We start from the raw sequence: 13,307 nt of genomic DNA, 5'->3' as shown, positions 1-13,307 counted from the left end.
GCGTCCAGGCTCCGGTCAGGCCGGGCATTCCGGTGTGCGACGGCCGATGACGGACACCTGTCCGGATGTCCCGGGGAGCCGCTACGGTGCTGGGCAGGGGAGTGCCGAGCGGGTGGAAGTCGGCCGGAGTGAATCACGTCTCCCCGCTCGCCATCTCGAGAGGAACGGTCCCGTGACCCAGCCCGACCCCCAGCAGCCCGACCCCCGGATCCCCTCCGCCCCGGAGGCCTACGACGCCCAGCCCGCCGTCTCGCAGTACTCCGCCTCGCAGCCCTCCGCGCCGGAGACCTACGGCGCGGTGCCCACCGAGCCCGCCTACGGTGCGGGTGCGTACGGCGCGGGCACGTACGGCGGCGGCCAGGCACCGCAGGGACGCCAGGAGGCCGGGTTCCTCCGCGCCCTGTTCGACTTCACGTTCACGCACTTCATCACCGTGAAGTTCTCGTCGTTCCTCTACGTCATCGCGATCATCGTCGCGCTGCTCATGTGGCTGCTGCAGATCATCTCGGGGATCACGTTCGGCGCCGCCTGGGGCAGCATGAACAGCTACTACGGCGAGGGCGGCTTCAACGCGGTCCCGCTGATCCTCGCGATCCTCTTCGGCTGGATCCCCTCCATCATCGCGCTGCTCGTGTTCCGCCTGGGCCTCGAGTTCGCCGTCGCGACCGTGCGCACTGCGCAGAACACCACCGAGATCGCCGAGCAGGGCCGCACCGCGGGCTGAGCCTCCCACCCTGCCCCGGACGCGAGACGCCCGGCACCCCTCGCGGGGGTGCCGGGCGTCCTCGTCGGTCGGCTCAGGCGTCGAGGTCGGCGCGCAGCAGGTCCGCCGCGCGCTCACCGATCAGCATCGTCGTGATGTTGGGGTTCACAGCGACCAGCTGCGGCATGACCGAGCCGTCGACCACGCGCAGGCCCTGCACGCCCTTGACGCGCAGCTGCGGGTCCAGCGGCGAGTCCGGGTCGTCGACCGCGCCCATCCGCACGGTGCCCGCGGGGTGGTAGACGGTGTTGTGGGTCCGGGAGACGTAGTCGGCGATCTCCTCGTCCGTCTGCACGTCCTCCCCGGGGAACAGCTCCCGGCCGCGGAAGGCGTCCATCGCGCCCTGGGCGACGATCTCCCGCGCCCGGCGGATGCCGGCGACGGCGACCCGCATGTCGTGGCCGTCCTCGTCGGTGAAGTAGCGCGGATCCACCTTCGGCTTGTCGCGGTAGTCGATCGTGCGCAGCCGCACCGTGCCCCGCGAGCGGGCGTGGGTGATGTTCGGGGTGAGCGCGAAGGACTCCGGCGAGGTGGGGTAGCCCTGGCGGCGGGTGTGCATGTCGAAGGGCACCGAGCCGTAGTGCATCATCAGGTCCGGCAGGTCCAGGCCCTCCTCGGTGGCGGCGAAGATGCCGATCTCCCACCACTGCGTGGACTCGCGGGTCATCTTCTGCGTCGACTCCCACGAGATGACGGCCTCGGGGTGGTCCTGGAGGTGGGAGCCGACGCCGGGGGAGTCGACGCGCACGTCGATCCCGACCTCGCGCAGGTGGTCGGCGGGGCCGATGCCGGAGAGCATGAGCAGCTTCGGCGAGTCGATCGCACCGGCGGAGAGGATCACCTCGCGGCGGGCCCGCAGCACCGAGGAGCGGTCGAAGGCGTTGTCGATGTACTCCACGCCGGTCGCGCGCTGAGTCTCGTCGAAGAGCACCCGCATCACCTGGTGGCCGGTGAGCACGTGGAGGTTCTCGCGCTCGAGCACGGGGTGCAGGTAGGAGACCGAGGAGGAGGAGCGGGTGCCGTCCTCGCGGCGGTTTACCTGGAACCAGCCCGCACCGTCGACGACCGTCTCGAAGTCGTTGAAGCGGGCCCGGGGGATGCCCGCCTGCTCGCACGCCTCGAGCAGGGCGATCCCGACCGGGTCCTCCGCCGGGGCGTCCATGAGGTGCACGGGGCCGTCGGTGCCGTGGCCGGGGCCGGTGCGGTCCTTGTTCGTCTCGAGCCGCTCGATGAGCGGGTGGATCGTCGCCGCGTTCCAGCCCTCCGCGCCGAGGCTCTCCCAGAGGTCCATGTCCTCCGCCGGCGGGTGGAAGGCGATGCACGAGTTGTGGGAGGAGCAGCCGCCGAGCACCTTCGCGCGGGCATGGCGCATGAAGGAGTTGCCGTTCTCCTGCTCCTCGATCGGGTAGTCCCAGTCGAGCCCGGACTCGAGCAGCTCGGGCCAGCGCTTCAGCTGGAGGACCTCGTCGTGCTCGCGGTCGTCGGGGCCGGCCTCGAGCAGCGCCACCTGGAGCTGCGGGTCCTCGCTCAGGCGGGAGGCGACGACGGCGCCGGCGGAGCCTCCGCCCACGATGATGTAGTCGTACTCGGCGATCGGGTTCTCGGACGTCAGGTGCTGATCGGTCATGTGTCCTGCTTCCTGTCGGGAGGGTCGGGTCAGTGCGTGCGGGGGAACCAGCCGGAGACGGCGGGCTCCGTGTTCTCGTAGATGTGCTTGGCCTCGGTGTACTCCTCGAGGCCGCTCGCGCCGAGCTCGCGCCCCACGCCGGACATCTTGAAGCCGCCCCACTCCGCCTGCGGGAGGTAGGGGTGGTAGTCGTTGATCCAGATCGTGCCGTGGCGCAGGCGCCGGGAGACGCGGTGAGCGGTGCCGCGGTCGGACGTCCACACGGCGCCGGCGAGCCCGTACTCGGTGTGGTTCGCGATCGCGATCGCCTCCTCCTCGGTGGAGAAGGTCTCGACTGTGATGACCGGGCCGAAGCCCTCCTCGATCACGGCCGGGTTCTCCGCGGTGCAGCGGTCCAGCACGGTCGGGGCGAAGAAGAAGCCCGCCTCGTGCTCGGGGCCGCCGCGATGGCCGCCCGTGCGCAGCCGGGCACCGGCCTCGACGCCGCGGCGCACGTGCTCGGTGACCTTCTCGAGGTGGGCGGCGGAGATCAGCGGGCCGGTCTGCGCGGCCTCGTCGAAGGGGCCGCCCATGACGATCCCTTCGGCGCGGGCGACGAGGTCGTCGACGAAGCGCTCCGCGATCGAGTCCTGCACGATCAGGCGGGCCCCCGCGGAGCACACGAGCCCCGAGTCGAGGAAGCCCGCGTTGAGGGCGTTGTCGAGGGCGGCCTCGTAGTCGGCGTCGGCGAAGACGACGTTGGGGTTCTTGCCGCCCAGCTCGAGGGCCACCTTCTTGATGCCGGTCGCCGCGGTCTCCGCGATCCGGCGCCCGGTGACGAGGCCGCCGGTGAAGGAGACGAGGTCGACGTCCGGGTGGGAGGAGAGCGGCGCGCCGACCTCGGCCCCGTCGCCGAGGACGAGGTTGCCGACGCCGGCGGGGAGGCCGAGGCCGTCGAGCACGTCCAGGAGCAGGATCGAGGTGTGCGGGGTGAGCTCCGCGGGCTTGAGGACGAAGGAGTTGCCGGTCGCGAGGGCCGGCGCGACCTTCCACGCGGCCTGCAGGAGCGGGAAGTTCCAGGGCGTGATCATGCCGCACACGCCGACGGGCTCGCGCACCACGCGGGAGAGCACCGTCGGATCGCCCGCGTCGACGAGCCGGCCCGGGTGCTGGTCCGCGATCTTCCCGAAGTAGCGGAAGCATGCGGCGATGTCGTCCATGTCGATGCGCGCCTCGACGAGGCGCTTGCCCGTGTCCAGGGCCTCCGCGCGGGCGAACTCCTCCTTGCGCTCCACGAGCGCCGCCGCGACGGCGAGCAGGAGGTCGCCGCGCTCGGCGGCGGGGACGTCGGCCCAGACCCGGGACTCGAAGGAGCGCTTGGCGGCGGCGATCGCGCGCTCGGTGTCCGCGGCGGTCGCCTCGGAGACCACGCCCACCTCGGTGCCGTCGGCCGGGCAGGTGATGGTGCGGGTTCCGCCCGCCGCGGCGGCGCTCCAGGCGCCGTCGATGTACAGGGTGGTGATGTCGGTGCTCATGACTCTCCTCGGGTCGGGGTGGTCTCTGCAGGGAGCGGGACGCCGGCGTCGTCCCATTCCTCGGGGACGACGGCGGCGACCGCGCCGGTCGCGGTGCCGAGGTCCCCGCTCATCGTCAGATAGGTGAGATGGGCGTCGTAGGAGTCGAGGACGTCGGCGATGACCTGATCCTTCGTGGTGCCCATGATGTCGCGGCCGCGGGAGCCGAGGATCGAGAAGATCTCGATCCGGTAGAAGGTGTCCCGCACCGCGGAGATGTTCGCCGCGAAGCTCGGGACCGCGTAGGCGACGGGGTAGGCCTGGTACTTGAAGTCCTCGCCCTCCGGGAAGGAGACCACGAGGTCCACGTACGGGATGCCGCTGTCGGGGTGGACGCCGCGGTGGCAGGCGACCTCCGCGCCCAGGTCCTGCAGCTCGGAGGCGACCTCCTCCACCGCGGGAGCGGCGACCTCGTCGACGAAGGCGGTCGCCTGGGCGGCGTCCGCGTAGCTCATGCGGTGGCGCAGGCGCTGGCGCCAGGAGACCTTCTCCCCGCCCTCGCGGACCCGGCTGGTGAGCAGCGAGGGCAGCGCCGCGCGGCGCGAGTCGAGGTTCATCCGCTCGGTGCGCAGCACCTTCCACAGGCTGAACATGACGAGGTAGATCAGCGCGGAGAGCGGCAGCCCCACGACGACCGTCGCCGCCTGCAGCGTGTAGACGCCGTTGATGAACAGCATCACGACCGTGAGCGCGCCCGTGATGACCGCCCAGACGACACGCAGCCACGGCGGGCCGTCGGCGTCGGACACCGAGGCCTTCGAGGTCATGTTCGCCATCACGAGCGAGCCGGAGTCCGCGGAGGTGACGTAGAAGAACAGGCCGGTGAGCAGCGCGAGGGACATCGTGAAGATCGCCCCCGGGTACTGCTCGAGCAGCAGGAAGAACCCGGCTTCCGGCTGGTTCGCCGCGGTGTCCAGGAACGTCGGGTCGTCGAAGAAGCTCATCGCCGCGTTCCCGAAGATCGAGACCCACAGGAGGATGAAGGAGAACGGGATCAGCAGGACCCCGACCACGAACTGGCGCAGGGTGCGGCCCCGGGAGATGCGCGCGAGGAACAGGCTCACGAAGGGCGCCCAGGCGATCCACCAGGCCCAGAAGAACAGGGTCCAGTCCGCCATCCACTGATCCGCCGGGTACCCCTCGGCGGCCGCCCCGTCCGTGTAGGCCATCGTGTTCATGAGCATCCCCGGGAAGCGGGAGAAGAAGTCGCCGATGTTCTGCACGAGGGCGTCGAGCAGGCGGTGCGTGTTCCCGGAGATCAGCACCCACAGCATGAGCACGATCGCGAGCAGCACGTTGAGCTCGGAGAGGCGCCGGATGCCCTTGTCCACGCCGGTGACGGTCGAGGCGATCGTGATGAACACGGCGAGCGCCATGAGCGCGATCTGCACGGCGAGCGAGCTGGGGATCCCGAACAGCGCGGTGAGGCCGGAGTTGAGGAAGACGACGCCGATGCCGAGGGAGACGGAGATGCCGAAGATCGTGCCGATCGTCGCGCCGATCTCCGCGGTGTGGCCGACGGCCCCGTGGATGCGGCGGCCGAAGATCGGCGCGAGCGCCGAGCGGATGCTGAGCGGCAGGTGGTAGCGGTAGGCGAAGAGGCCGAACGCCATGCCCATGAGCGCGTACATCGCCCAGCCGGGGATGCCGTAGTGGAAGATCGTCCAGATCGGCGCCATCCGTGCGGCCTCGTCGGAGCCGACGGGGGCCTCCGGCGGGGTGAGCACGTTCGTGGCCGGGCCGGAGATCCCGAAGAACATGAGGTCCACGCCGATCCCGGCGGCGAAGAGCATCGCCGCCCAGGTGAACATGTTGAACCGCGGGCGCGAATGGTCGGGGCCCATGCGGGTCTCACCCACCCGTGAGAACGCGACGACGAGCACGAACACGACGACCACCGCGGCGGTGAGCACGTAGTACCAGCCGAAGTGCGTCGCGATCCAGCCCATCGCACCGAAGATGACGGTCGACGCGGCGTCGGGCTGCAGCGCCGCCCAGGCGACGAACGCGACGATGATGACCGAGGTCCCCAGGAACACGGGCCAGTTGACGGGGGAGCGGGTGGTGGCGGGCTCGTCGCCCCCGCCTCCGGATGCTCGTGTCGACGCGGGCGGGGGGCTCTCGGCTGCTCCGGTCATGGGGGCCTCTCGGTCGGCGGGCGCGAGTCGGACGCCCGGAGGCAGGGCCTCCCGGGTCCGTACGCGGGGACGGTGCCGGCGTCGCCCTGCCCTCCAGCGGATCGCGAGGGCGCGGCGTCGCGGCCCCTTGACCATAGGGGGACGCTCCGACGGCCTGTCAACCGGCTGGTCGGCTCTCCGTCGAGGGCATGTCGCCGGCATCGTTGCAGGTCATGGCGGCGAATCGGGTGCGGGAGCCGTCGGTCGTCCGACGTGACCGGCCTCATGCGGGACGCGGACGAGGCCCGTCGGCCCCGCCATGGGCAGGGTCGACGGGCCTCGTGGAGGTGCGGCGGAGGCCGCCCGGGCTCAGTAGCCGATCGAGCGCAGGTACTCGCGGGAGTCCCGGATGCAGTCGATCGGGTCGCGGCCGTAGGTGTCGTCCTGCTCGATGAGGAAGTACTCCGCGCCGGCGGCCTCCGCGGCGGGCAGCAGCTCGGGCCAGTTCATGTTGCCCTGGCCCACCTCCGCGAACTGGGCGAGGCCGAGGAAGACGTCGTAGAAGTCCTTGCCCTCGAGCTCCTTCGCCTCGAACTTCGCGTAGACCTCCGCGGGCAGCGGGGCGATGCGGAAGTCCTTGACGTGGATGAGCTTGCAGGCGCCGGTGTACGCCTTGAGCATGTCCAGCGGCGCCATGCCGCCGCGCTGCACCCAGTGGAGGTCCACCTCGAACAGCAGCGACGGCGCGACGCGGCGCACGATGTCGAAGATGCGCTCCCCGTCGAACTGGATGAGGTCCACGTGGTGGTTGTGGTAGCAGAGCGTCACGCCCTGCTCCGCGAGCCGGGCCGCGTACGGCTCGACCTCCGCGGCCCACGCCTCGCAGGCCTCCTTCGAGACCATCGCGGAGAACGGCATCATGCCGATCCGCAGGTAGCGCGACCCCGTCCGACGGCAGGCGTCGACGGCGCGGTCGAACTCGGTCTCGAGCGCGAAGCCGTTGCCGCCGGGCGCGATCGAGGCGCTCATGGCGGCGGTCTCCACGCCGAGCTCCTCCTTGCCGCGCACGAGGTCGGCGATGAGCTCGTCGGTCATCGCGATCTGCGAGACCTCGACGGCCGCGATGTCGAGATCGCGCACCTGGCGGAGCATCTCGAACATCCCCTTCTCGTTGATCCGGTCCTTGAGCATCATCAGCTGCAGTCCGAGCACAGGCATGGTTCTCTCCTTCGAGCGGTGCGGGGAGCGTTGGCGGGGCGGCGGTCAGGACCGCGTGGGGAACTGGCCCTCGGCCTCGATGCGGGCGTTGAGCTCGGCGAGGTACTCCTCCGCCGGGTAGTCCACGAGGTCGATCTCGCGGCCGGTCCACGCGCTCAGCTGCATGCCGGAGGCGAGGCGCACGCCGTTGATCCCCTCGGCGCCGTCCGCGATGAGCGGGGTCCCGTCGAGCACGTGCGCGGCGAAGTTCTCGAGGACGGCGACGTGCTGGTGCCCCCACTGGGACTCGTAGTCCCTCTCCTCGGTGGTGAAGAGCTCCGAGGTGTCGATCATGCCGCGGAACAGGAGGCCCACGTCCTCCGCGGACATGCCGTCGGAGAGCGAGCGCTCGTCCTTCGTGAGCCGCGTGATGGTGACCTTCTTCGAGCCCTCCACGACGATCTTGCCGGCGTCGAACAGCATCTCGAGGCGATCGGTGCCGATGATGTCGTTCGTCGAGGTCATGAAGTGGCCGGTCGCGCCGTCGCCGAAGTCGACGACGGCATTGACCTCGTCCTCGGTGGCGATGTCGCGCTGGAAGCCGAAGGCGAGCTTCGCGAAGACCTTCTTCGGGGTGCCCGCGAGCCACTGCCACAGGTCCAGCTGGTGGGGCGCCTGGTTGACGAGCACGCCGCCGCCCTCGCCGCCCCAGGTCGCGCGCCACGCCGACTGGTCGTAGTACGCCTGAGGACGCCACCAGGTGGTGATGATCCACGAGGTGTGGCGCAGCTTCCCGAGCTCGCCGGAGTCGATGAGCGCCTTGAGGTCCGTGTACACCGGGTTCGTGCGCTGGTTGAACATGATCGCGAAGGTGGTCTCCGGATGCGCCGCCGCGAAGGCGTTCATCTCCTCGACCTGCTTCGTGTACACGCCCGCGGGCTTCTCGGTGAGGGCGTGGATGCCCTTGCCGATCGCGGCGATCGTGATCTCCGCGTGGAGGAAGTGCGGCACCGTCGTGACGATCGCGTCGACGTCGCCGGAGTCGAGCATCGCCCGGTAGTCCTCGTACACCGGCACGCCCGGGTGCTTCTCGGCGGCGAGCTCGCGCTTGGCGGGATCGATGTCGGCGATCGCGCCGAGGCTCATGCCCGCGACCTCGCCCTCCTGGAGGAGGCCGGCGTACATGCCGCCCTGCGCGCCGAGCCCGATGATGCCGAGCCGGACCGTCCTGTCCTGGGTCTCCGTCATGGTGTCTCCTTCTCGTACTTCCTCGTCGTCGGGCGGTGTGCGCCCAGGGGTCGGTGGTCCCGCCGGGACCGGAGAGCGCTCGCCGTCCGCGCGGCGGGCGGTCGGGCACGGGGTGGCCGACGGCCGCGCCGGTGCGGTCCGGGAGGGCGCGCGGTGCCGGCTCGTTCCGGCACGTGCGCTCGCTGCTGAGGGGTCGGTGCTGATGGGTCGATCCTTCCTGCCCGGCGGGGAGGACGGGGCTTGTTGCCGGAGTTTGCAGTCGGCGTGTCGCCGCCACCCGGCGGCGCGGGCCACGTCGTCGCCGGTCCACGGGCGGGCGCGGAGAGGTGCACCCGTCGAGCGCTCCCGGGGCGCAGGGACCGCTGCGGTCGCCCCGCGGGCACGCCGATCCGCTCACGACGATCCGATATTGGCGGGCGCGCCAGGAGAAAAGCATCGGGTGCGTCGGACGGATATTCCGAAGTGCAGTCATGGGGCATGATGGTGTGTTTTCCTAGAACGACTCCGGGCATGCTCGATCGGTCGATCGGGCAGCTTCGGTCGCTCTGATCGGGAAGGGCCGATGGGGTTGGCCAGGGGTGACTCGGAGGTGATCGCCGGTGGTCTCCTCGGTGTCGGTGTCGGGTCGGTGTCGTTGGACTGCTCGGCCCTCAGGGAGCGGTCACGGTGCTGGTCGCCGGGCTGTCGGGCAGTGGGAGTGTGGCTGGAGGGGAATCGTTGCTGGTTGCTGGTTGCCGGTCGCTGCGCGCTGTCGTCCGTCCGTCCGTCCGGTCGCCGGTCGCCGGTCGCCGGTCATCGGTCGCCGACGATCGTTCCTCCCCACTCCATGGTTATCCACAATTTCCACCGATCCGCCCGCGACCCTGGCGTCGAGCGGGGTGAAGGCATAGAATCGTGGCATAAGAGAAACGATTCTTCGATGGCTTCCATGTGTATCGTCGCAGAACCTTTCTCGTGCGTCTCCTGGGGATGGTGGCGCGAATACCGGAGCGTGAGCGGGAGGAGGTGGGGTCGATGACGGCGACGGAGCTCGGTCGTGCCCCGCTGCGTGGCACGGCGGATGCCTGCTCGCGGCCGGATGGCTCTGCGTCCGTCCCGGCCCGCCGTCCTGCCGCGGCGCTGCCGCGCGAGCTGCGCCGGCCGGTGCGGGGTCGCAGCGAGGTCACCACCGAGAACATCGCGCGCCGTGCCCTCGTCGCCGAGGACTCCTCCGATGCCCTCGTGCTGCGGCGGATCCTCGAGCGTCGCCGCACCGCGCACGCCGCCCTGTACGTCGCCGAGCTCCGTGACCTCGCGGCGCTCGCTGACCCGGAATCGCTGGGCGACCAGGACCCGGGGCCCTCGCACGAGACGAACGCGATCGCTGCGGGGATGGTCCTGCGCACAAGGCTCGGCCGTGCCGGACTGCGCCTCCGTGATGCCGGCATCGCGATCCGCGACCTCCCCCTCTGCCTCGACCGGGTCGAGTCCGGTGACCTGCCGTCGGAGTGGTTCGACCAGCTCGTGCGCTCCGTCCGCGATCTCCTCCCCGAGCAGCGGCACCAGGTGGACGAGAAGGTCTCCGCCTGGCAGCTGGAGGCCCTGCCGCCGGAGCGCTTCCGCACCTTGTTGCGGCACCTGGTCCTGTGGTGCGGGCCCGAGGCCGCGGCCGGGGCCCCCGCCGCGTCGCGCCACGTCAGCACGGATCTCACCGCCTCGGCGGACGGCACCGCCTGCATGACCGTCACCGGTCCGATCCCCGAGATCCTCGACCTCACGAAGCGCCTGGACCGGGCGGCGCACTCGGTGCAGGACGCCCAGCGGCAGGCGCTCGCGCGGATCGCCGAGGGTGGCCGGGACCAGCACATCCCCTGGGACCTCCACGGCGAGGCCGCGGCGACCGGGCGGCCGATGAGGCTCGGCGCGATCCGCTACGTGCTCATGACCCGTTCGGAGATCGGGACCGACGGCGTCCCCGTGCCGAGGATGCCGCTGCGCATGAACCTCGTGGTGCCCGTCCTCTCCCTGCTGGGCCTGTCCGACGCCCCCGCCACCCTCGAGGGCGTCCACCCCGTCCCGATCGCCATGGCGCGGGATCTGTGCGCCGACGCGGCCGTCTGGCACCGTGTGCTCACCGACCCCGTCACCGGGGAGTTCCTCCCCGTGGCCGCGCAGCAGTACCGGCCGACGGCCGCGATGGTCGAGCACGTGAAGCTCATCGACCCGACCTGCGCCCTCCCGGGCTGCACCCGGCGCCTCACCGACGTCGGCGAGGTCGACCACATCGAGGAGTTCGACCACCTCCACCCCCGAGACGGTGGGCCGACGACCCCCGCCAACCTGCACGGGCTGTGCCGTGAGCACCACCGCGCGAAGACCCGCGGCGACCTCGACCCGGATGTCACGGCGGGCGGGCGCTCCACCCGTTGGAGCGTGCACGGGACCCACTGGATGGACGTCGCGCGCAACCGCGACCTCGTCACCCAGACCCTCGCCCGGGACCTCGCGCGGGCATGGAGGCTGTTCCAGGAGCGGCTCCACGAGGCCGAGGTCTTCGCCCAGATGCGGAGTGAGGGGGTGATCCCCGTGACCCCCGCGGATCACGCCGCCGAGCGCCGGCGGCAGCGGTGGGGCGACCATCTCGTCGCCCACTACACGCACTGGGAGGGGCCGCCCGGGACGGACCCGCCGCCACCGCCGCCGCTGCCCGAGGACGAGCCGCCGCCGTTCTGAGCCGTTCCCGGCCGGACCCTGCCGCGCTGACCCCTCAGCCGGCGGCAGGCTCCGCGACGGGCAGCTCGAGCGTCATGAACACGCTGTGCGGGTCCTCGACATAGCTGCCGAACGGTCCGCACACCGTGAAGCCCCGCCGTGCATAGAGCCGCCGCGCCGGATCGAACAGCGGCGCGCTGCCGGTCTCGAGCGACACCCGGCCCAGCTGCCGCGAGCGCGCGTCGTCGAGCGCCACCTCGAGCAGCAGCGCGCCGATCCCGCGGCCGCGCAGCGCCGGGGAGGTGCGCAGCGACTTCAGCTCCGCATGCCCCGGGCCGAGATCCGCGAGCGCGATCGTCCCGGCGACCTGCCCGGCCACCCGGGCCTCCCACATCCGCACCGCGGGGGAGCGGAGCCCCTCGAGGTCCAGCGCGTGACGGGACTCCGGCGGGGCGGTGGGCTCCAGCTCCGCGAGATGCGCCGCCAGGAAGGCGACCAGGTCAGGGTCCTCGAGATCCGCCGCGCGGACCGTCACATCGATGCTCACGGGGAGACGGTAGCCGCCGGTCGCCCACCGCCGGTCCTCCGCGGGCCGGTGCGATCGGATCGTGACCGGCTCACATCGAGCGGAGCTCGGGCCCGCCATCGGTGCAGCCGACGACGGGCCCGAGCGCTGTGCCGTGCGGCTCAGTCGACCTGGATCTCGCCCATCGGCCCCCATCCCTCGGCCTGGACCTGCTCCGAGACGATCTGCGGGGTCGCCGTGAGGTACTGCGGGAACTCCTCCTGCATCGCCTTGAAGTGCGCGGACTCCACGTGCGGGCCGGCGCCCTCGTCGGTGAACGCCTCGATGAGCACATAGGTGCTCGGGTCTTCGACGGAGCGCGACCACTCGAACCACTTGTTGCCCTCCTCGGCGCGGGTGGCCTCGGTGAAGGGGCGGGCGATCTCCGGCCAGCGATCGGCGAACTCGGGCTTCACGGGGAACTTGACGTTGATGAGGATCATCGGGGGGCCTTTCTCCTGCGGTCTCGGTGCACGCCCATCCTCCCACCTCCGCCTCCGTGGTCCCGACGGGCGGCCCCCGGGTCCGGGACCCCGAACACCGACGAAGGTCCCGTGCCGCGCCGCGGCGCGGGGACTAGATTCGGTGCCATGAGTGGAACCTCCAAGCTGACCGTGGTCGGAGCCGGCGCCGTCGGATCGAGCGTCGCCTACGCCGCGATGATCCGGGGCAGCGCCCGGCACATCGCCCTCTACGACATCGCCCCGGAGAAGACGGAGGCGGAGGTCCTCGACCTCGCCCACGGCTCCTTCTTCGCCGGGAGCGGGGAGATCACCGGCGGCAGCGACGTGTCCGTCGCCGCTGACTCCGACGTCGTCGTCATCACCGCCGGGGCGAAGCAGAGGCCCGGGCAGACCCGCATCGAGCTCGCCGCGACGAACGCGCGGATCATGGACGCGCTCATGCCGCAGCTGCTCGAGGTCGCCCCGGACGCGATCTATGTCGTCGTCACGAACCCCTGCGACGTGCTCACCATGCTCGCCGCGGAGTCGAGCGGGCTGCCGCCGGAGCGGATCTTCGCCTCCGGCACCACCCTGGACTCCTCGCGGCTGCGCTGGGAGATCGCGCGCCGCGCGGGGGTCGCGACGGCGAGCGTCCACGCGCAGATCGTCGGCGAGCACGGCGACACGGAGCTCGCCCTGTGGTCGAGCGCGACGATCGGCACCGTCCCGATCCTCGACTGGACGCAGGACGGCGCGCCCCTGTTCACCCGCGAGGACCTCGACGCCATCGCGGCCGATGTGCGCGACGCCGCCTACACCGTCATCCGCGGGAAGGGTGCCACGAACTACGCGATCGGCCTGTCCAGCGCGAGGATCGTCGAGGCGATCCTCCGCGACGAGCACGCGGTGCTCCCCGTCGCCCCCGTCCTGCACGGGGTGCACGGCCTGGACGGGGTGGCCCTCTCCGTGCCCTGCGTGGTCGACGCCGCGGGTGCGCGCCCGCTGCCGGGCACGCCCTTCGCCCCCGAGGAGCTCGACCGGCTCCACGAGTCCGCGGAGTCCCTGCGCCGCGTCGCCGCCGAGCTGCGCGGCTGAGCCCGACG

10 protein-coding genes are annotated in these 13,307 nt (G+C 71.4%); 3 read left to right on the top strand and 7 right to left on the bottom strand.

What is annotated here, in order from left to right; translation table 11 throughout:
* The first annotated feature begins 172 nt into the window (after nt 1–172).
* On the top strand, nt 173–724 hold the full coding sequence (locus tag ACYVAP_RS00405; protein ID WP_498859089.1) for a DUF4282 domain-containing protein: 552 nt from the start codon (nt 173–175) through the stop codon (nt 722–724).
* Between the two features lie 73 nt (nt 725–797).
* On the opposite strand, the gene ACYVAP_RS00400 is transcribed toward ACYVAP_RS00405, so the two are convergent.
* The 5 genes from ACYVAP_RS00400 to ACYVAP_RS00380 form a co-directional block, all read right to left on the bottom strand.
* Complete coding sequence (locus tag ACYVAP_RS00400) at nt 798–2,390, bottom strand: GMC family oxidoreductase (protein WP_498859088.1); 1,593 nt, start codon at nt 2,388–2,390, stop codon at nt 798–800.
* A gap of 29 nt (nt 2,391–2,419) precedes the next feature.
* Nucleotides 2,420–3,904, bottom strand: coding sequence for an aldehyde dehydrogenase family protein (locus tag ACYVAP_RS00395; protein ID WP_498859087.1), 1,485 nt, complete (start codon nt 3,902–3,904; stop codon nt 2,420–2,422).
* Nucleotides 3,901–6,081, bottom strand: coding sequence for a BCCT family transporter (betT, locus tag ACYVAP_RS00390; RefSeq protein WP_498859086.1), 2,181 nt, complete (start codon nt 6,079–6,081; stop codon nt 3,901–3,903). Before betT ends, ACYVAP_RS00395 begins: the two co-directional genes overlap by 4 nt.
* 348 nt (nt 6,082–6,429) lie before the next feature.
* A complete protein-coding gene (locus ACYVAP_RS00385; protein ID WP_498859085.1) occupies nt 6,430–7,278 on the bottom strand; it encodes a sugar phosphate isomerase/epimerase family protein in 849 nt (282 codons plus the stop codon).
* A gap of 45 nt (nt 7,279–7,323) precedes the next feature.
* Nucleotides 7,324–8,505, bottom strand: coding sequence for a Gfo/Idh/MocA family protein (locus ACYVAP_RS00380; protein WP_498859084.1), 1,182 nt, complete (start codon nt 8,503–8,505; stop codon nt 7,324–7,326).
* Nucleotides 8,506–9,519: 1,014 nt separating this feature from the next.
* Here ACYVAP_RS00380 and ACYVAP_RS00375 point away from each other — a divergent pair.
* A complete protein-coding gene (locus ACYVAP_RS00375) occupies nt 9,520–11,217 on the top strand; it encodes an HNH endonuclease signature motif containing protein (RefSeq protein ID WP_498859083.1) in 1,698 nt (565 codons plus the stop codon).
* A 34-nt stretch (nt 11,218–11,251) separates the two neighbouring features.
* Here the strand turns inward: ACYVAP_RS00375 and ACYVAP_RS00370 are convergent, their stop codons facing one another.
* Both ACYVAP_RS00370 and ACYVAP_RS00365 read right to left on the bottom strand, forming a co-directional pair.
* A complete protein-coding gene (locus ACYVAP_RS00370; RefSeq protein ID WP_498859082.1) occupies nt 11,252–11,743 on the bottom strand; it encodes a GNAT family N-acetyltransferase in 492 nt (163 codons plus the stop codon).
* A 140-nt stretch (nt 11,744–11,883) separates the two neighbouring features.
* Entirely contained in the window at nt 11,884–12,204 is a 321-nt protein-coding gene (locus tag ACYVAP_RS00365) for a putative quinol monooxygenase (protein ID WP_498859081.1), read from the bottom strand.
* 147 nt (nt 12,205–12,351) lie between these two features.
* On the opposite strand from ACYVAP_RS00365, the gene ACYVAP_RS00360 reads away from it, so the two are divergent.
* Complete coding sequence (locus ACYVAP_RS00360) at nt 12,352–13,299, top strand: L-lactate dehydrogenase (RefSeq protein ID WP_498859080.1); 948 nt, start codon at nt 12,352–12,354, stop codon at nt 13,297–13,299.
* Nucleotides 13,300–13,307 lie beyond the last annotated feature (8 nt).

The sequence above is a fragment of the Brachybacterium horti genome (assembly GCF_054777615.1).
Note: the sequence above shows the minus strand (reverse complement) of the source record. Positions and strands in the feature narration are given on the sequence as shown.